Annotated in this window: 15 protein-coding genes and 3 tRNA genes; 11 read left to right on the top strand and 7 right to left on the bottom strand. The window is 70.1% G+C overall.

Going from position 1 to position 17,347, the window contains the following annotated elements; genetic code table 11:
- Positions 1-40: 40 nt before the first annotated feature.
- Entirely contained in the window at positions 41-670 is a 630-nt protein-coding gene (locus tag AC1DFR_RS10390; RefSeq protein WP_476850003.1) for an FAD-binding protein, read from the bottom strand.
- A gap of 472 nt (positions 671-1,142) precedes the next feature.
- On the opposite strand from AC1DFR_RS10390, the gene AC1DFR_RS10385 reads away from it, so the two are divergent.
- The 6 genes from AC1DFR_RS10385 to AC1DFR_RS10360 all read left to right on the top strand — a co-directional run bounded on the left by AC1DFR_RS10385 (position 1,143) and on the right by AC1DFR_RS10360 (position 9,079).
- On the top strand, positions 1,143-2,180 hold the full coding sequence (locus tag AC1DFR_RS10385) for a universal stress protein (RefSeq protein WP_230009431.1): 1,038 nt from the start codon (positions 1,143-1,145) through the stop codon (positions 2,178-2,180).
- Positions 2,181-2,216: 36 nt separating this feature from the next.
- The gene (locus tag AC1DFR_RS10380) at positions 2,217-4,949 is read left to right on the top strand and encodes a PEP/pyruvate-binding domain-containing protein (protein ID WP_476873271.1); all 2,733 of its coding nucleotides are present in this window, start codon (positions 2,217-2,219) and stop codon (positions 4,947-4,949) included.
- A 92-nt stretch (positions 4,950-5,041) separates the two neighbouring features.
- The gene (locus AC1DFR_RS10375) at positions 5,042-5,830 is read left to right on the top strand and encodes a hypothetical protein (RefSeq protein ID WP_476873270.1); all 789 of its coding nucleotides are present in this window, start codon (positions 5,042-5,044) and stop codon (positions 5,828-5,830) included.
- 109 nt (positions 5,831-5,939) lie between these two features.
- On the top strand, positions 5,940-7,028 hold the full coding sequence (locus AC1DFR_RS10370; protein WP_476873269.1) for a LolA family protein: 1,089 nt from the start codon (positions 5,940-5,942) through the stop codon (positions 7,026-7,028).
- Between the two features lie 58 nt (positions 7,029-7,086).
- Positions 7,087-8,142 (top strand): ABC transporter ATP-binding protein, encoded by a 1,056-nt coding sequence (locus tag AC1DFR_RS10365; protein WP_476873268.1) that lies wholly within the window; start codon positions 7,087-7,089, stop codon positions 8,140-8,142.
- A complete protein-coding gene (locus tag AC1DFR_RS10360; RefSeq protein ID WP_476873267.1) occupies positions 8,132-9,079 on the top strand; it encodes an ABC transporter permease in 948 nt (315 codons plus the stop codon). Before AC1DFR_RS10365 ends, AC1DFR_RS10360 begins: the two co-directional genes overlap by 11 nt.
- A 9-nt stretch (positions 9,080-9,088) precedes the next feature.
- Here AC1DFR_RS10360 and AC1DFR_RS10355 read toward each other — a convergent pair whose 3' ends face one another.
- The 5 genes from AC1DFR_RS10355 to AC1DFR_RS10335 form a co-directional block, all read right to left on the bottom strand.
- Positions 9,089-10,591: a C40 family peptidase gene (locus AC1DFR_RS10355; RefSeq protein WP_476873266.1), complete on the bottom strand. Its 1,503-nt coding sequence runs from the start codon at positions 10,589-10,591 to the stop codon at positions 9,089-9,091.
- A 190-nt stretch (positions 10,592-10,781) separates the two neighbouring features.
- A complete protein-coding gene (locus AC1DFR_RS10350) occupies positions 10,782-11,702 on the bottom strand; it encodes a cation diffusion facilitator family transporter (RefSeq protein WP_476849824.1) in 921 nt (306 codons plus the stop codon).
- Positions 11,703-11,712: 10 nt separating this feature from the next.
- The gene (locus AC1DFR_RS10345; RefSeq protein WP_476859451.1) at positions 11,713-12,144 is read right to left on the bottom strand and encodes a metallopeptidase family protein; all 432 of its coding nucleotides are present in this window, start codon (positions 12,142-12,144) and stop codon (positions 11,713-11,715) included.
- A 9-nt stretch (positions 12,145-12,153) separates the two neighbouring features.
- The gene (locus tag AC1DFR_RS10340) at positions 12,154-13,134 is read right to left on the bottom strand and encodes a DMT family transporter (protein ID WP_476873265.1); all 981 of its coding nucleotides are present in this window, start codon (positions 13,132-13,134) and stop codon (positions 12,154-12,156) included.
- Between the two features lie 86 nt (positions 13,135-13,220).
- The gene (locus AC1DFR_RS10335; protein ID WP_476873264.1) at positions 13,221-14,102 is read right to left on the bottom strand and encodes an ArgP/LysG family DNA-binding transcriptional regulator; all 882 of its coding nucleotides are present in this window, start codon (positions 14,100-14,102) and stop codon (positions 13,221-13,223) included.
- Between the two features lie 68 nt (positions 14,103-14,170).
- Between AC1DFR_RS10335 and AC1DFR_RS10330 the strand changes: the two genes are divergently transcribed.
- Positions 14,171-14,773, top strand: coding sequence for a LysE/ArgO family amino acid transporter (locus AC1DFR_RS10330; protein ID WP_476873263.1), 603 nt, complete (start codon positions 14,171-14,173; stop codon positions 14,771-14,773).
- Between the two features lie 143 nt (positions 14,774-14,916).
- Positions 14,917-15,462, top strand: a complete 546-nt coding sequence (locus tag AC1DFR_RS10325) for a methyltransferase family protein (protein ID WP_476873262.1) — start codon at positions 14,917-14,919, stop codon at positions 15,460-15,462.
- Positions 15,463-15,530: 68 nt separating this feature from the next.
- Here the strand turns inward: AC1DFR_RS10325 and AC1DFR_RS10320 are convergent, their stop codons facing one another.
- Positions 15,531-16,550: a PHP domain-containing protein gene (locus AC1DFR_RS10320; protein WP_476873261.1), complete on the bottom strand. Its 1,020-nt coding sequence runs from the start codon at positions 16,548-16,550 to the stop codon at positions 15,531-15,533.
- Between the two features lie 200 nt (positions 16,551-16,750).
- Between AC1DFR_RS10320 and AC1DFR_RS10315 the strand changes: the two genes are divergently transcribed.
- From AC1DFR_RS10315 to AC1DFR_RS10305, 3 genes are all read left to right on the top strand, one after another.
- Positions 16,751-16,823 (top strand) — tRNA-Glu (locus AC1DFR_RS10315).
- Positions 16,824-16,928: 105 nt separating this feature from the next.
- Positions 16,929-17,002 (top strand) — tRNA-Asp (locus AC1DFR_RS10310).
- Positions 17,003-17,050: 48 nt separating this feature from the next.
- A tRNA-Phe gene (locus AC1DFR_RS10305) sits at positions 17,051-17,126 on the top strand.
- Positions 17,127-17,347: the final 221 nt, after the last annotated feature.

Here is a 17,347-nt window from a genome sequence, read left to right as displayed (position 1 = left end):
AACAAGCCAATGCAACTCCGGCAACGCGGCCAAAGCGCTGCTAGGCGGGGGCGGCCAGGGCAAAGCCGCCGGGCAGCAGTGCGGGGATCCCGTTCGGGTGGACCTTGGCCGAGATTGCCTGTCCCACCACTTTGGCCTGGCGCAGGACTTCCTTGGGCGTCGGGGTAATGAGCTCGCCCACCCCCACGAGGTACATACCCAGGGCATGCATCGCCGCCATGAGATTCTGCCCGGCTGCCATGCCAAGTTCCGAGAGCATGCGGCGCAGCTGGCTGTGGGCGCAGCGGGTCAGGACGAGGTGGTCGGCCAGCAGGACGCCGCCCGGGGTCTGGACGGCCCACTTCTCCGTGGGTGAGCCGTCCGTGCCGGCCTCCAGGAGGTCCAGCTGCAGGGCCCGGATGTTGTTCCGCACGTCGAGCTTGTGGCTTGCGGCGTAGTTGCGCAGGTGCCGCAGGATTTCGTTGCGCTCCCTCAGGCTGCCGGCGTCCGCCGCGTCGCAGCGCTGGAGCGAGGAGGTGTTGGCCGGATGGCCGGCACCCAGGAGGTCGAGCCCGTCCACAATGATGGACGCAACGCCCCGGCGCTGGAGCTCGCTGGCCACAGCCAGGCCGGAGAGCCCCGTCCCGATGACTACGGCGGTGGTCCGCTCAATCCCGCCGTACAAAGGCATGCTCGACACTGCAGGGTACCTCCTTGAAATGGTGCGAGTCGCGGGGGAAACCCCGGACGCCAACCCGTGCCTGGTTCCACAGCCCCAGCGGCTGCTTTCTGGAACACCAGTCTCGGTTCAGCAATGCCTCGAAGGATACCTAAGATTCCCGCCCGTGGATAGGGGAGGTAGGACATTGGCTGTGGTGCCGGATTCCGGCGGTTTCCGTGCTCCCGCTCCAGCGGAAACCGGCTCAAAAGCCTGAATTTCCGGGTCAGGAAACGGCGTGTTAATTCTGCGTAAATCCTTCCGCCGCGGGCGGGCGGGGGCGCCTTGCCGCCGTCTTGAATGTTCGCAATTAACCGAGAATAGTGAGGAAAATCAGGGGTTCCTGCACGCAGATTCCGGGTCGCCTCGCCGGTGGACGCCGGGCGGCAGTACTTCTGGCAGAATAGCCGCAACATCAGGCAAGAATCGCGAGGAGGCGGACCCTATGGGCCGTGAACAGGTGCATCCGGACCCGGCATGGGAGACCGGTGGCGAGCCGGCGCCGCCCCGCGGAATCGTCGTGGGAGTGGACGGCTCGGACCACAGCCACTGCGCCTTGGTGTGGGCGGCCCGTGAGGCGGAGCGCCGCCGCCGCCCGCTGCACATCGTGACCGCCTATTCCGTTCCGATCTTCGCCGCTTCCGGGCTCGACGGCGGCTACGCCACGGTGGACGACTCCGTGATCCGCGAGGGCGCCGAAGCCATCCTCAAGCACGCCATGGACAAGATCGCCTTCTACAACATCGACGTCGACGCGTCCGTCGAAAACGGGGACGCGTCCGGCGTGCTGCTGGAAATCAGCGAAACCGCGGAGCTTCTGGTCTTCGGCACCCGCGGCCGCGGTGGCTTCGTGGGCCGGCTGCTCGGCTCCGTCAGCAGCGCGCTGCCCGCCCACTCGAAGTGCCCCACCGTGACTGTGCCGCTGATCTGCGCGGACCGCCTGGGCGAAACCACAGACGACAAGCACGTCCTCGCCGAACGGGCCAAGTCGGGCAGCCAGCCGGTGGAGAACGTCGTGGTCGTCGGCGTCGACGGTTCCGAGCAGGCCCGCGTCGCCGTGCTGGAGGCCGCAGCGCAGGCCGAGCGGCTCTCCGCCCGGCTCCGCGTGGTGTGCGCGGTGCCGCAGTACACCGGCTCGTTGGCATGGGTGCCCACCCCGATGGACCGCGACGCACTGTTCGCCGACATCAAGGTCCAGCTCGACGCCGGCGTGGCGTGGCTGCGGAGCCACTTCCCCGCCCTGCAGGTGGAGACGCAGCTCGTGGACGGCTCGCCCGTCGACATCCTCGTCGACGCCAGCCGGCACGTGGAGCTCGTGGTGGTCGGCACCCGAGGGCGCGGCGGATTCACCGGAATGCTGCTGGGCTCCACGTCCGACGGCGTCCTCCACCACGCCAAGGGGCCGGTCATGGTGGTGCCGGACCGCGACGACCCGCGGCTGGCGGACAGAGCCAGCTTCGGCCCGATGCTCGGCGACTCCTAGAAGGCGACGGCCCGGCGTCGGAAGGACGGTTAACGGATGGAGCACCCCGGGACGCCGGACCCTGCCGAGGGCGGGCCGGTCCTGGCCCTAGAACGCCTTGGCCCGGACATGCTCGCCACCGTCGGCGGGAAGGCGGCGAACCTGGGCGAACTGGCACGCGCCGGCCTACCGGTGCCCGCCGGCTTCTGCCTGACCACCAGTGCGTATCTGGACGCCACGGCATCCCCGGCGCTGGCGGACGTGCACCGCGCCCTCGCCGCAACAGCCCCCGACGACCTGGCGGGGCTGGCTGCGCTTGCGGCGAAGGCCCGCGCGCTGGTGCTCGACGCCGATGTCCCCGCCGACATCGACGCCGCCGTGCGCGCCGCCTACGCGGCGCTGGGCACCGACACGGCGGTCGCCGTGCGGTCCTCCGCGACCGCCGAAGACCTGCCGTTTGCCAGCTTCGCCGGCCAGCAGGACACTTTCCTGAACGTGGTGGGCGCGGATGCCGTGCTGGCTGCCGTCCGCCGGTGCTGGGCCTCGCTGTGGACAGACCGCGCGGTGACCTACCGCGCGGTGCAGGGGATTGAGCCCTCGGCGGTGTCCCTCGCCGTGGTGGTCCAGCGCATGGTGGACGCGGCCGTGGCCGGGGTGCTGTTCACAGCCAATCCCGTGACCGGCCGGCGGCACGAGGCCGTCATCGACGCCAGCCCGGGGCTGGGGGAGGCCGTGGTGTCCGGGGCGGTCAACCCTGACCACTTCGTGCTCGACGGCACCACGGGACGGATCCTCGAGCGACGAATTGGGGACAAGGGCATCATCATTCGTCCCCTGCCCGGCGGCGGCACCGAGCGGGTGGCGCAACCTGACGCCGGGCTGGCGCCCAGCCTGGACGACGCCCAACTGGCGGCACTGGAGCTCCTGGGCCGCCGCGCGGAGGTGCACTTCGGCTCGCCGCAGGACCTCGAATGGGCCATCGGCCGGGACGGTGCCGTGTGGCTGACGCAGTCCAGGCCCATCACCACGCTCTATCCGATGCCGGACCGGCCTCCCTCCGGGCCGACGCCGCGCGTGTATTTGTGCTTCAGCCTGGCCCAGGGGCTGACCAGGCCCCTGACCCCGATGGGACTCGCCGGCATCCGGCTGATTGCGTCCTCGGTTGCGGGGGCCGCGCATTTCCCGGTGCCGGTGCCCCGTGACGGGCCCGCGCCGTACGCCGAGGCAGGCCAGCGCATTTTCTTCGATCTCACGCCGGTTCTCCGGAGCCAGACCGGGCGCGCCATTGTCCCCCGCGTGTTTGACGTCATGGAGGCGCGTTCGGCCACCGTGCTGCGCAACCTCTTCGCAGATCCCCGGTTCTCCGTGACCACAACAAGGCCGTGGCCGCTCCTGCGCCACGTCGCTCCGGTGGCGGCGCGGGCGAAGGTCCCGGAGACCTTAATCCGCGGCCTCATCCGGCCCGAGGCGGCACTGCGCCGGGCAGACCGTGTGGGCGAACAGCTCCGCGCGGCACTCGCGGTGCCCGCCGGCGCCACCGCCACGGAGCGTCTGGACCACGTCGAGCGGATCCTTGGCCAGCATGTCTTTGCCGTGGTTCCCGCGATCCTGCCGCTGCCCGCCCTGGGGTTCGCCTTGCTGGCCGTGGCCGGAAAACTCGCCGGGAAACCCGGGAACGGGGCGCTGCAGGAAGTCCTGCGGGGGCTGCCCAACAACGTGACCACCGAAATGGACCTGGACCTGTGGTCGCTGGCTACTGCCATCCGCAACGACCCGGCGTCGGCGGCGGTGTTCGGGGAAGCCGCATTGCCCGAGATAGCCCGGCGTTACCGGGCGGCGGACCTGCCCGGCGTCGTGCAATCCGGGCTGCGGGACTTCCTGGGCCGGTACGGCCACCGCGCCGTGGCGGAGATCGATGTCGGCATGCCCCGCTGGTCTGATGACCCGACCCACATCCTCGGGGTTCTGGCCAACTATCTGCGCATGGATGATCCTGCGCTCGCCCCGGACCGGCAGTTCGGCAAGGCGGCCCGCGAGGCGGAGGCGCAGGTGGCCCGGCTGGTGGCAGCGGCGGGGCAGCGCAACCGCCTTCGCGGTGCACTCGCGCGGGCCGCGCTGCGGCGGACCCGGATGTTCGCCGGGCTGCGTGAGCTGCCCAAGTACCACCTCGTGGAAGCGCTCGGCGCCGTCCGGCAGCAGCTCGCAGCCGTCGGGGCCGAACTCGCCGCGGCCGGGGCCATCGATGCGGCGGACGATATCTTCTTCCTCGACCTGGCTGACGCGCACCGGGGGCTCGGCGGCGCCGCGCTGCAGGGGCTCGTGGCACGGCGCCGGGAGGCTTACGCGGCCGAACTGGGCCGCCGGCACATTCCCCGCGTGCTGCTCTCGGACGGCACCGAGCCCGAGGCGGTGCAGACCACAGCCGGCGGAAGGGGGCCGGCGGGTTCTGACGGCGGCGCGGGGCGGCTCTCCGGCACGCCGGCTTCGGCCGGCACCATCACTGCCCGGGCCCGGGTGATCCTGGACCCCCAGGGCGCGCACCTGGAACCGGGCGAGATCCTCGTGGCGCCGTCCACCGATCCGGGCTGGACGCCGTTGTTCCTGACAGCCGGCGGCCTCGTGATGGAAATGGGCGGGCCCAACTCCCACGGCGCCGTCGTCGCCCGGGAATACGGGATCCCCGCAGTGGTGGGGGTCCCCGACGCGACGTCGAGGATCGCCACGGGCCACAGCATTACGGTCGACGGCGCCGCCGGCACCGTGACGCCGTCAACGTCGCCGGCACCCTGACGCCGCCACTCTGACGCCGGCCAATTCGTGCCGGGCCGCCCGCGGCGGCGGGCTCCGCACCATGGTGTCGGCCGGCTCGCTACAGTGGGGCCATGAGCGAAGTGCGCGGCTCCGAGGGCCGGGAGCCCGGGAGCGCCGGAGTTCCCGCGGCGGGCATACCGGCGCCTGACACCCGGCCGCCCGCAAGCCCCGCGCCCGGAGCCCCCGCGCCCGCGACTGACGCCCCCGCGCCCGTGGACCCGGACGCGTGGCTGCCGGAGTGGTTCGTGGGGCGTCCGCTCACGGCCGGCTGGGCGTGGGCCGGGTTCTGGGCGGTGCTGATCGTGGCCGACGAGTTCCTGGATCTGGCCGGCTGGTCCTGGTACGTGCTGGTTGGCCTCGCCGCCCTGCCGACGCTGCTGGCAAGCATCGCCCTTCTGCACGCCACCCCGCGCCGCTACCTGAAGCCGCGCCGGGACTCCGTCCTGGGCCACTTCTTCGTCCGCTTCCTGGCCCTGATCGCCGCCTTCCTCGTGTGGGGCGTGTCCGTGGTCATGAGCGCCTCGATCTCAACCACCCTCCAGTCACTCGTCGGGGCGTCCGAACGCGAGGTCACCGCGGTGGGCTTCAACCTCCTGCTGGCCGCGATCCCGCTGGTGGTCTCAGTACTGTGGCTGGCCTTCATCATTCGCTGCGCCTGGTTCCTGCGGCGGCTCCGGGGCTGGAAACAAACGCCGGAACCGGGCGCCGTGCCCAAGAAGTTCCTGCGGGACAGGCCGCGGCTGAGGCGGGTGGTGGTGGGCCTGGCCCATCCCGGCCTGCTGCTCGTGGCGGGCCTGGGCACCTCCGTGCTCGCGTTCCTGCTGGGCGCCGTGGAACTGACCATTAATGTGCTGAAGTAGGATAACCGGGCCGCCGGGGCCAGGCGTACTGTTGACCTATGAGCTGCACTGAAGCGCGCATTCCCCAGGCGCAGATAGTTGGAACATCTCTTTCCGGAGCGCGGTCACGATGACGCGCACGTGGCTGCGCTGGCTGCCCGCTGCCGCCGTTCCTGCCGTTATTGCCGCCGGCGCGCTGGCCGGATCCCTGCCCGCCAGCGCCGGGGATCCCCTGCCGCCCAAGACGCCGGAGCAGGTGCTGCAGTTGATTGCCCAGCACCGCCAGGCCGCTCTCTCCGGAACCCTGGAACAGTCCTCTGCGCTCGGGCTTCCTGAGCTGCCCAAGACCGGTGCCGGCCCGGACGCGTCAGGGACGGCATGGCTCGAACTGCTGACGGGGCCGCACACCGCGCGGGTTTATCGCGACGGCCCGGACAACGCCCGCGTCCAGGTGATGGACCGGCTGGCCGAACGCAACGCCATCCGCCACGGCAACGACGTGTGGTTCTACAACTCCAAGGACAACACGGCCGCCCATGCCCAGCTCCCGGCCGACGACGCCGGTGACACAGGCCGTCACAGCGCCGGCACCGACGTCACCGCCACCCCCGACCAGCTCGCCGCGATGCTTCTGGCCAAGATCGAACCGGGCACCGACGTGGCGGTGGGCGCCGATGTCCAGGTAGCCGGCCGGCCCGCCTACAACCTGGTGCTGACACCAAAGTCCGATGCGACGCTGGTCGGGTCCATCGCAGTAGCCGTTGACGGCCAGACCGGGCTGCCGCTGGGCGTCGAGGTGAAGGCGCGCGGACAGTCGGATCCCGCCTTCCGCGTCGCCTACACCAGCCTGACCCTCGGGGCCCCCGACGCGTCGGTCTTCACGTTCACCCCGCCGCCGGGCGCCACGGTCGAGGAGATTCCGGTAAAGGAGCACAAACACGGAAACGACGCCGGGAATGCCACAGCGCCGGCGGCCAAGGACCGCGCCGGCAAGCCGGCCGTCACCGGCTCTGGCTGGGACTCGGTTGTTGAGTTCCCGGCGGGAACGGCCGGCCCGGCGTCGGACGCCACGGCCCTGCTCGAACAGGCCACCGTCCCGGTCCAGGGCGGCCGGCTCTTGTCCACCGCGCTGGTGAACGTGTTGGTGCTCGACGACGGCCGGGTCGTCGCCGGCTCCGTGCCACTGGAGCGGCTCCAGGCCGCTGCCGCACAGAAGTGATGTCCGGTGCGGTATCCGGTGGCCGACGGTTGCTCCCTGACCATCCGGTGACGGCCGCGTGAGCGCCGCCGGGCCGGCGGCCGAGCTGAGCATTGAGACCACGGGCCTGACCAAACGGTTCGGCCAGCAGATGGCTGTCGACGGCGTCGACCTGGCCGTGCCGAAAGGCGCGGTCTTTGGTTTCCTGGGCCCGAACGGTTCGGGGAAGACCACCACCATCAGGCTCCTGCTCGGCCTGGCCACGGCCACCGGAGGTTCCATGCGCGTGCTGGGCGAGGAGATGCCCGGCAAACTCAATGACGTGCTGCCCCGGGTCGGGGCGCTGGTGGAAGGACCGGCGTTCTACCCTTTCCTCTCCGGCGCCGCGAATCTGCGCCGCATGGACGCCGCGGACCCCTATGGTTCGGGCGCCACTCGGCGTGCCCGCGTCCAGTCAGCCCTGGAACGGGTGGGTTTGACGCACGCCGCGGACAAGCTGGTCCGGGCCTATTCGCTGGGGATGAAGCAGCGGCTGGGGATCGCCAACGCCCTGCTCGCCCCGCGGGAACTGCTGGTGCTGGACGAGCCCACCAACGGGCTGGATCCGCAGGGCACCCGTGAGGTGCGGAGCCTGGTGCGATCGCTCGCGGCCGACGGCGCCACGGTGTTCGTCTCCAGCCACCTGCTGGCCGAGGTCGAGCAGATCTGCACCCATGCGGCCATCATGAGCGCTGGCCGGCTTGTGGCGCAGGGAACCCTGACGGAACTGCGCGGGGCCGGCCAGGCAAGGATCCGCGTGTTGACCCCGGATCCGGGTACTGCGGCGCAGGTGCTGGCCGGCCTCGGCCTGACCGCGACCCTGGGCACCGACGGCCGTACTCCCGGTGGCGTCGGTCCCGGTGCCGCCGGCCCCGGGACCGACGCGGCCCTGTTCGCCTCACTGCCTGGGGCTCCGGCTGCCAGGGAAGACGGAGGATCGTCCCGGTCCGTGGAGCGGGCGGCCGTGCAGCCGGAGGCCGTGGTGGCGGCCCTCGTGGCGGCGGGGGTCCGGGTCCGCGGCTTCGCGACCGAACAGGCCAGCCTTGAGGACCGGTTTGTGGCATTGACGGGGGAGGGGTTCGACGTTGTCCAGTAACAGCTCATCCGCGGGCGATCCGGGAGCCGGCCCGTCAGTTGCCCCGGCGCCGGGCCCCAGCGAAGCGGCCGCAGGCGCTGGCGGGGACGGCGGGGCGGGCGCTGCGCCGGTCCGGCGCGGGTCCCTGACCGGTGACCTGCTGGCGTCCGAGCTCGGGGTGCTGTTCCGCCGCCGCAGGACGTGGGCCATGTTGTGCGCGCTGGCGGCCATCCCGATCCTGATCGCGGTGGCGGTGCGGGTCTCCTCGGCCGTGCCGGCAGGCCGCGGGCCGGCCTTCCTGGACCGGATCGCCCAGAACGGCCTGTTCGTGGGCGTCACGGCAATGGTGGTCTCCGTTCCGCTGTTCCTGCCCCTTACCGTCGGCGTCGTGGCCGGAGACACGATCGCCGGAGAGGCCGGACAGGGGACCCTGAGGTACCTGCTGGTGGCTCCCGCCGGGCGGATCCGCCTGCTGATCGTCAAATATGCCGGGGCGGCCGTGTTCGTGATCGTTGCCCCGCTCGTGGTGGCCCTGACCGGGGCCGGAATCGGCGCGGCGCTCTTCCCCGTGGGGCCGGTGACCCTGCTCTCCGGCGACACGATCGGCACCGGCGAGGCCCTGGTCCGGCTCCTGCTGATCGCCGCCTATCTGGCGGTTTCGCTGCTGGGGTTGTCGGCGATCGGGCTGTTCATCTCCACCCTCACCGATGTTCCGGTGGGGGCCATGGCGGCCACCGTGGTGCTCTCTGTCGTCGCGCAGGTCCTGGACGCGCTGCCGCAACTCGAGTGGCTGCATCCCTGGCTTTTCAGCCACTACTGGCTGGACTTTGGCGATCTGCTCCGGCAGCCGGTTTCCTGGGATTCCTTTGCCGCCAATGCCCTGCTCCAGGGCGGTTACGTCGCCGTCTTCGGCGCGCTGGCCTACGGCAGGTTCATCACCAAGGACGTGCTCTCCTAGCCGCCAGTCTCAGTAACGGGCCGCGTAGCCGTACAGCTGCATCCCGGACATGGCGGCGACATCGGTCACGGTAATGCCGGCGTCGGGGTTCAGCGCCTGGACCACGCGGCCGCCGCCGAGGTAGATGGCCACGTGGTAGAAGCCCGGGGCCGAACCCCAGACGAACAGATCGCCCGGACGCGCCTGGGAGAGCGGGACATGGACGGGGGCCTGGGCGAACTGCTGGGAGGCCGTGCGGGGCAGGTACTTCCCTGCGGCGGCGAACGCATTCTGCACCAGGCCCGAGCAGTCAAACCCATAGCTCCCGGTTCCGCCGTACTGGTAGAAGAACGGCGATCCGGTCTTGCCGAGCGCCACCGAAATCGCGGTCTGGTTTGACCCGCCGGAAATCGGCGCCGGAACCGGAACGGGTACTGGCGCCGGGACCGGGGCAGGAATCGGTGCGGGGACCGGAGCAGGTACCGGCGCGGGATCCGGCGCGGACGCCGGAGCCGGAGCGGACGCCGGTGCGGGTGCGGGCGCCGGTGCGGGCGCCGGTGCGGGCGCTGCAGCGGGGGCCGGCACGTCGGCGGGAGCGGGAGCGGCTGGCTGTCCTGCGGCTGAATCGTCCCGTCCAGGTGCTGCCGGTGCCGGCTGTGAACCCGTGCCAGGCTGCGGCGCGGGACCTGCCGCCGCGGTCAGTGCTGCGAGCCGAGCCTGCTGGCGCTGGCGGTCGAGGGCGTCCACCCGGGCCGATTCCAGCGCCGCGGTGGTGTTTCTCAGGCTTGCCAGCTGGTCCACGAGCGCGCTGCGCTGCGCTTTGGCATCGGCCACGACCTGGCGCTGGGCGGCGTCGGCGCGGCCGGCGTCGGCCTTGCGGTCCGCAGCAGTCGCGGCGGCCTCGTCGGCGGCGCGGTTGGCGTCCGCTGCGGCTTCGGTCAGGGACTGCGCGGCCGTGGCCGCGTTTTCCGCGGACTCGAAGGCCCGCGCGCGTCCGGCCGTTACAGCCTCCAGCGTGGCGGCATCCTCCAGGGCCCGCCCGGAGCCGCTGACAAAGCTGCTGAGGGCCGGGTTCAGCCCGCCGTTGCGGTACAGGTCACCGGCCAGCTGGCCCAGCTGTTTGCGGGTTTTGGCCTGTTCTGCCCCGGCGGCGGCAGCCCTGGCGGCCGCCACAGCCGCCGCGTCACGGCGTGTGGCCAGCTCCACGAGGGCCTCGCCGTACGCGTTGTTTGCTTGCAGGGATGCGGCGAGGCTGGTTTCCTGGCCGGCCGACGCGTCGGCCAGAAGCCCGTCGATCCTGGTGACCTCTGCCGCCGTCGAGCTCGCACTGGACTTGGCGGCAGCGATCTCTTCCGGTGAGGGGATCTCCGGCGACGCCGGAACCCGGCCGGCAGTCTCCTGCGGCGGGCGCCCCTGCGCAGAAATCTGCGAAGAAATCAGCGGCGCGGCCTGGGCCGGGAGCGCGAGCGTTCCGAGGAGGACGACGGCGGTGCAGAGCACAGCCGTCTTGCGGCCGGATCGGATCCAACTCATGGGCAACCTCGCTGAAGTCTCAGGCTGGAGTGAGCGAGGTCGGATTTGGCGCGTGAAAGCCCTCTGCGGATCACCCAGCAGGCATGAGGCTACGTGCCGAAGGCTACTTTGGCAACACGAGTCACATGAATAACATAAACAACACGAGTGTCATTTGGCCACGTCCGTGACGGGTGTGTCCTGCCGACGGTCAGGCGTGCTGGTGGGCCTCGTGCTCTGAATGCGTGGTGGGCTCGAGCTGGAACGTGCAGTGTTCGGTGTCGAAATGGGAGCCAAGGCAGCTGGTGAGTTTGTCCAGAACCCGGTCGGCGCCTTTGGCGCCGAGCGCTGCGTCTTCCACCACCACGTGGGCGGAGAAGACGGGGACACCGGAGGTAATGGTCCAGATGTGGATGTCGTGGACGGATACCACGCCGTCCACCGCAAGGATGTGGTCGCGGATCATCTGAACGTCCACGCCCTTGGGCGTGGCCTCGAGGAGCACGTCGACGACGTCGCGCAGCAGGTGCCAGGCCCGGGGCAGGATCATGAGGGCGATAAGGATCGAGGCAATGGTGTCGGCCGCCTGGAACCCGGTGACCATGATGACCACCGCCGCCGCGATGACGGCAAAGGACCCCAGCAGATCCCCCAGGACTTCGAGGTAGGCGCCGCGGACGTTCAGGCTTTCCTTCTGGGCGCCGCGCAGGATCAGCAGGGAGACCAGGTTGGCGACGGCGCCGAGGACCGCCGCGGCGAGCATGACGTCGGTGTGGACCTCGGGGGTGGTGCCGAGCCTGCGGATGGCCTCGGTGAAGATGACCACCGAGATGACGATCAGGACCAGTGCGTTCGCCAGCGCCGCCAGAACTTCGGCGCGCTGGTAACCGTAAGTGCGCAGGTCGCTGGCGGGCCGGGTGGCGATCCATGCGGCCAGCAGGGCGATGAAGACGCCGGCGGCGTCCGAGAGCATGTGTCCGGCATCGGCGAGCAGGGCCAGGGATCCGGAGACCACCGCACCGATCGTCTGCACGAGCACCACGGCGAGCGTGATGGCCAGGACGGCGACCAGGCGCTTGCGGTGCTTGCCGGTGGCAGTGATGCCATGCGAGTGGCTGTGGTCGTGTCCCATGCCTACAAGGCTATCCCCAGCCGAGCTCGTGCAGGCGCTCGTCGCTGATGCCGAAGTGGTGGGCGATCTCGTGCACCACGGTGACGGTGACTTCCTCGATCACGTCCTCCCGGGAGGTGCAGATGTCCAGGATGGGTTGGCGGAAGATGGTGATCCGGTCCGGCAGCGAGCCGGCGTCCCACCAGGAGTCCCGCTCGGTCAGGGGCACCCCCTCATAGAGCCCCAGCAGCACGGTGTCCGGATCCTCGCCGGGCTGCGGGGTGTAGTCGTCCTCGATGAAGATCGCGACATTGCTCATGGTCTTTGCCAGATCCGGCGGGATCCGGCCGAGGGCATCACTCACGGCGGCCTCGAAATCGGCCTCGGACATCGGGAAGGGGCTGTCACCACCGTCCCCGCCGTTCGGAACGATCGGCAGGCCGGGCGGGAGGGAGGAGGGCATAGGCAAACTCTAGCGGGACCGGCGCCGGGTCAGTCCCACGCCCACAAGGCAGATCGCGCCGCCCACCAGGCCCCAGATGGTCGGAATCTCGCCCAGGACCAGCCAGGAGATCAGGATTGTGGTGCCCGGGACCAGATAGGTGGTGGCCGCGAGGCGTCCCGCATCAATCATCGAGAGCGCATAGGCCCAGGTGGTGAATGCGATCGCAGTGGGGAAGATGCCCAGGTAAACCAGGCCGAGGGTGGCCGGCAGGGGAGCGGACTGCAACTCGGTGACCAACTGGCCGCTGAAGGGCAGGCAGCACAGGGCGCCCACCATGATGCCGAACCAGGTGGCCTGGGCGGCCGGGAACTTGCGGAGCACCGGTTTTTGGACGATTACGCTCACGGCGGCCAGCGCGGCCGCAAGCAGGCAGAGCAGGACGCCGGCCACGTCCGCCGTCGACCGCTGGCCGGAACCAAGCGCAATCACGGCCACGCCGCCGAACGCGATGAGGCTGCCGATGATGAGCCAGCGCGGGAACCCTTCCTTCAGGATCACACCGGCCATGACGGCCACCAGGATGGGGTTGACGTTGATCAGCAGGGCGGCCGTGCCCGCGTCGAGCATGTGTTCGGCGGCGTTCAGGGCCACGTTGTAGCCTCCGAACCACATGACGCCATAGGCCAGGATGGGCCGCCACTCGCGGCCCCGGGGCAGGCCCCTGAGCTTGGGCACCACCAGCAGGCCCAGCACGACGGCGGCAACGGCCAGCCGGCCGAGCGTCAGGGAGCCAGGGGAGAAGCTCGGGCCCACGGCGCGGATGCCCACGAAGGCGGAGGCCCACAAGACCACGGTGACGACGACGGCGGCGATGCCGAGCCTGCTGATCGTGGCCGGCTGCCCGGGAGGGGGCGGCGCGGGTTGCGGGGCGGGTGCGGGGGCAGCGTGCGGAGACCCTTCGTGGGGGCCTGCGGACGGAGTGGGGCCGGATGCGGCGGTTGTTGCCATGCTGCCAATGTAGCCGTTCCCGCCTCCTCCCGGCTGGCGGGAATCGGTCACGTCTAGTCGAGATCCTGCCAACATCCCGAATGGCCTCAGCGCAGGACGCGCGCTGCCGTCCGGACAGCGGCCGCGACGTCGTTCAGCGCTGCCGAGCCGCGCCGCCACTGCTGCCAGTAGAGGACAACGTCCACGTGCGCTCGCGGGGCGAGGGCCTCGAGCCTGCCGGCCAGCAGGTCCTCGCCGATTTCGATTTCGGGCATCATGCCCCAGCCCATGCCCCAGCGGATGGCATCGCCAAACTCCTGGGCGGCCGGGACATAGTGGCGCGGCGGCTGCAGGGAGGCCCGGCTGACCCGGCGCAGCCAGCGGTCCTGCAGGTCGTCCTTGCGGTCGAAGACCACAACGGGAGCCGCGGCGAGCGTCGCGCCAGTCGCACCCGCCCCAAACCAGCGGCGGGCGAAGCCCGGAGCGCACACCGGCAAATAGCGCATGGTGCCCAGCTTGCTCGACGAGCAGCCGGGCACGGGCTGGGCTGTCTCCGTGATGGCGGCCGCGGCGGCTCCGGCGCGCAGCAGGTCCAACGAGTGCTCCTGGTTTTCACGCAGGATCTCGAGCTGGACGTTGTCACTGGCCGCCGCGAGGCCGGCCAACGCCCAGGTGTGCAAGGAATCGCTGTTGATCACCAGCGTCAGGCGCGTCCCTCCGCGGGGGTGCTCCGGCTGCAGTTCCTCGGCCAGGTCCGCAGAAAGCATTTCCAGCTGCCGGGCGAAGCGCACCACGGCCTCGCCGGACTCCGTGAGTCCGGGCGGCCGCGCCCGGGTCAGGACCGGCCGCCCGACGGCGGTCTCGAGTGCCCGGACCCGCTGGCTGATCGCCGACGGCGTCACGGACAGGTGCGCGGCCGCGGCGTCGAAGCTCCCGTGCGTCAGAATCGCGGCCAGCGTCCGGGCCTGTTCGGGGGTGATCTCCATCATTAGCCCATCTTACGTATCAGCAGAATCTTTAACTGGTTTCATCTTTGGCGGGCGCCTACCGTGGAGTGGTGATCCTTCCCCTGTTTTCCGGTCTCTCCGCCGGCCTGTCCCTCATCGTTGCCATCGGCGCGCAGAACGCTTTTGTCCTCCGGCAGGGCATCCAGCGCTCGCACGTCGTCATGGTGGTGGCAGTCTGCGCGGTCTCGGACCTCGTGCTGATCCTGCTGGGCGTCGCGGGCATCGGCATCCTCCTGGACCGGGCGCCCGCTGCCCTCGTCGTGATCCGGTGGGCCGGGGCCGCGTTCCTCCTTGCCTACGGGGCGCTCGCGGCCCGGCGTGCGGTCCGCGGGGAGCAGATGGAGAATCCCGGCGACAAGCCCGCCGCCGGCCGCGCCGCCGTCCTTGGCACCTGCCTGGCCTTCACCTGGCTGAACCCGCACGTCTACCTGGACACGGTGCTGCTGCTCGGGTCCCTCGCTGCCGCCCAGGGCGAAGCCGGGCGCTGGTGGTTCGCCGCCGGGGCCGGCCTGGGAAGCATTGCCTGGTTCACCGCCCTCGGCGCGGGGGCGCGGTTCCTGACGTCGCTGTTCCGGCGCCGGACGGCCTGGCGCGTGCTCGACGCCGGAATCGCCGTCGTGATGGTCACCCTTGCCGTGCTGCTGCTTACCTGAACCGCGCCCGCCCGCCGCGCCACCCCGCGCCACCCCGCGCCGCCCCACGCGAAGTGTCGGGAAGCTCAGGCTGATCCCTCCGTCCCCGGGGTTGGGCCGGTGGGCCCTTGTCCGCTCAACATGGCGGGGTCACGATTGCTGGTATGACAGCATCCCCAGCTTCGGTCAGCGAACGACGGCGTGCAGCAATCGGCACAGCCGTCTTCGCGGTCGCCCCCGCAACCGCCGCCGCCGTGGTGCCGTGGCTGCTGACCCGCTGGAAAGTGGAGTCCCCGGTCCCCGGCGGGGTGCCCGCGCAGATCGCGGGCGCCATGATGATCGGTGCGGGCGCCGCCGTCATCGCGAACTCCTTTGTGCATTTCGCCGTCGAGGGCATCGGGACCCCCGCGCCATTTGCCCCGCCCAGGCAACTGGTGGTTGGCGGCCTTTACCGGTACGTGCGGAATCCGATGTACGTGTCCATTGCCGCGGCCGTCGCGGGGCAGGGGCTCCTGCTGGGCCAGCCGAAGCTCTTCCTGGCTCTGGGCATCGGCGCCATCCCGGTGGTGGGTTTCGTCCGGCAGTACGAGGAGCCCACACTGGCCCGGAAGTTCGGTGCGGCGTACGAGGAGTACCGCAGCAATGTCCCGCGCTGGCTGCCCAGGCCCACGCCGTGGAGGCCCGAAGGGCCGGAGCCGTCCCGGGCCTAAGCATCGTCGGACTGGGCATCGGCGGGCTGGGTAGCCCTGGGGCCTGGCCCAGGGCAGCTGTCCGGTCGCTATTTGCCGCTTCCGGCCCACTCCAGCAGCCGATCCAGCGGCCAGGTGGTGACGATCCGCTCGGCGGGTACCCCGTTCGAGGCCGCACGCTCGGCGCCGTACTGCAGGAAATCCAGCTGGCCCGGCGCATGGGCGTCGCTGTCGATGCTGAACAGACAGCCGGAATCGAGGGCCAGCCGGATCAGCTCGTCCGGCGGATCCTGCCGTTCGGGGCGGGAATTGATTTCGACGGCCACATTATTGCCGGCGCACGCTGCGAACACGCGCGCGGAGTCGAACTCGGACTGCGGGCGGGTTCCCCTCGACCCCTGCAGCAGCCGGCCGGTGCAGTGGCCGAGGACGTTCGTGTGCGGATCATTGATGGCGCCCAGCATCCGCTCGGTCATGGTGCGCCGGTCGGAGCGGAGCTTCGAGTGGACGCTCGCCACGACGATGTCCAGCCGGTCCAGCATCTCCGGGGACTGGTCCAGGGTGCCGTCCTCCAGGATGTCCACCTCGATCCCGGCCAGGAGGCGGAAGTCCCCGCCGTCCGCGTTGATGTCCGCAACAATGTCCAGCTGTTCCCGAAGGCGTTCGGCGCTCAGGCCGTTGGCAATCTTGAGGTTGGGGGAGTGGTCCGTCAGGGCGAGGTAATCCCGGCCCAGCGTCCGGGCGGCGTCAGCCATCAGTCCGATCGAGGACCCGCCGTCGGACCAGTCGCTGTGGCTGTGCAGGTCCCCGCGGAGGGCCGAGCGCAGTTCGGCGCCGCCGGTCGCGAGGGGTTGCTGCCCGCGTTGGCGCAGATCCTCAAGGTAGTCGGGCACGCCGCCGTCGACCGCCTGCCGGATGACCTCGAACGTTCTGTCGCCGATCCCCTTCATGCTCTTGAGTCTGCCGTTGCGTGCCCGCGCTGCGACCTCCTCCGGGTCCAGGGCGCCGACAATCCCGGCTGCCTTGCGGAACGCCTGGATCTTGAAGGTGGGGGCGAGCCCGCGTTCGAGCCAGAACGCAATCTCATTGAGGGCATCAACGGCATCCATCAGTCCATCTTGCACCCACTCTGCCCGGCCCCGCCCCTATCTTGGCCCGGCTTTGTATCGGCGGGAAGGACCGATTTTGGATAATCCGGGGGTCTGCCCTTATAGTTTTATAGTCCAGTTCGGAGGAACCCGAAAGGACAAAAACGACAGGCTTCGGCCCTTAATTTTTGCCCTGATATGTTCCGACGGATGGCGTCCTGGCCCCCATCGTCTAGCGGCCTAGGACACCGCCCTTTCACGGCGGCGGCACGGGTTCGAATCCCGTTGGGGGTACGCAAGGAACTGGTCAAACCGGGTGAAAAAGTCTGGTAGGCTAAAGGCCTTGAAAATCTGCGGTAGCGATATCGCAGGCAGCAAGAACAAGCAGTAAACAAGCAAGGCCCTGTAGCGCAGTTGGTTAGCGCGCCGCCCTGTCACGGCGGAGGTCGCGGGTTCAAGTCCCGTCAGGGTCGCTCTGATTGCCGGAAGAAGTTCCGGCCTTCAAGGTGACATGTCACCTAGGCTCTGTAGCTCAGTTGGTAGAGCGTTCGACTGAAAATCGAAAGGTCACCGGATCGACGCCGGTCGGAGCCACCACTGGGAAGCATCAGTTCTTTGAGAACTGGTGCTTTTCTTCTTTAACACCCATCTGGTGCTCCGCTTTATCGACGGGGGAGGCGGGCGGCGGCCGACGGCGGCGACCGTTTGGGGGCCGTCCAGCCGGCCGGGCTAGACTCGCACGCTGGGGAAAGAACACCAAGGCCGCCGGCAGCCCGGTCCGGGCAGGCGGCGTAATCTCAACCGAAAAGTGATTCTGC

The sequence above is a fragment of the Arthrobacter sp. 05T410 genome, from assembly GCF_056396505.1.
This window is presented reverse-complemented; position numbering and strand designations above follow the sequence as displayed.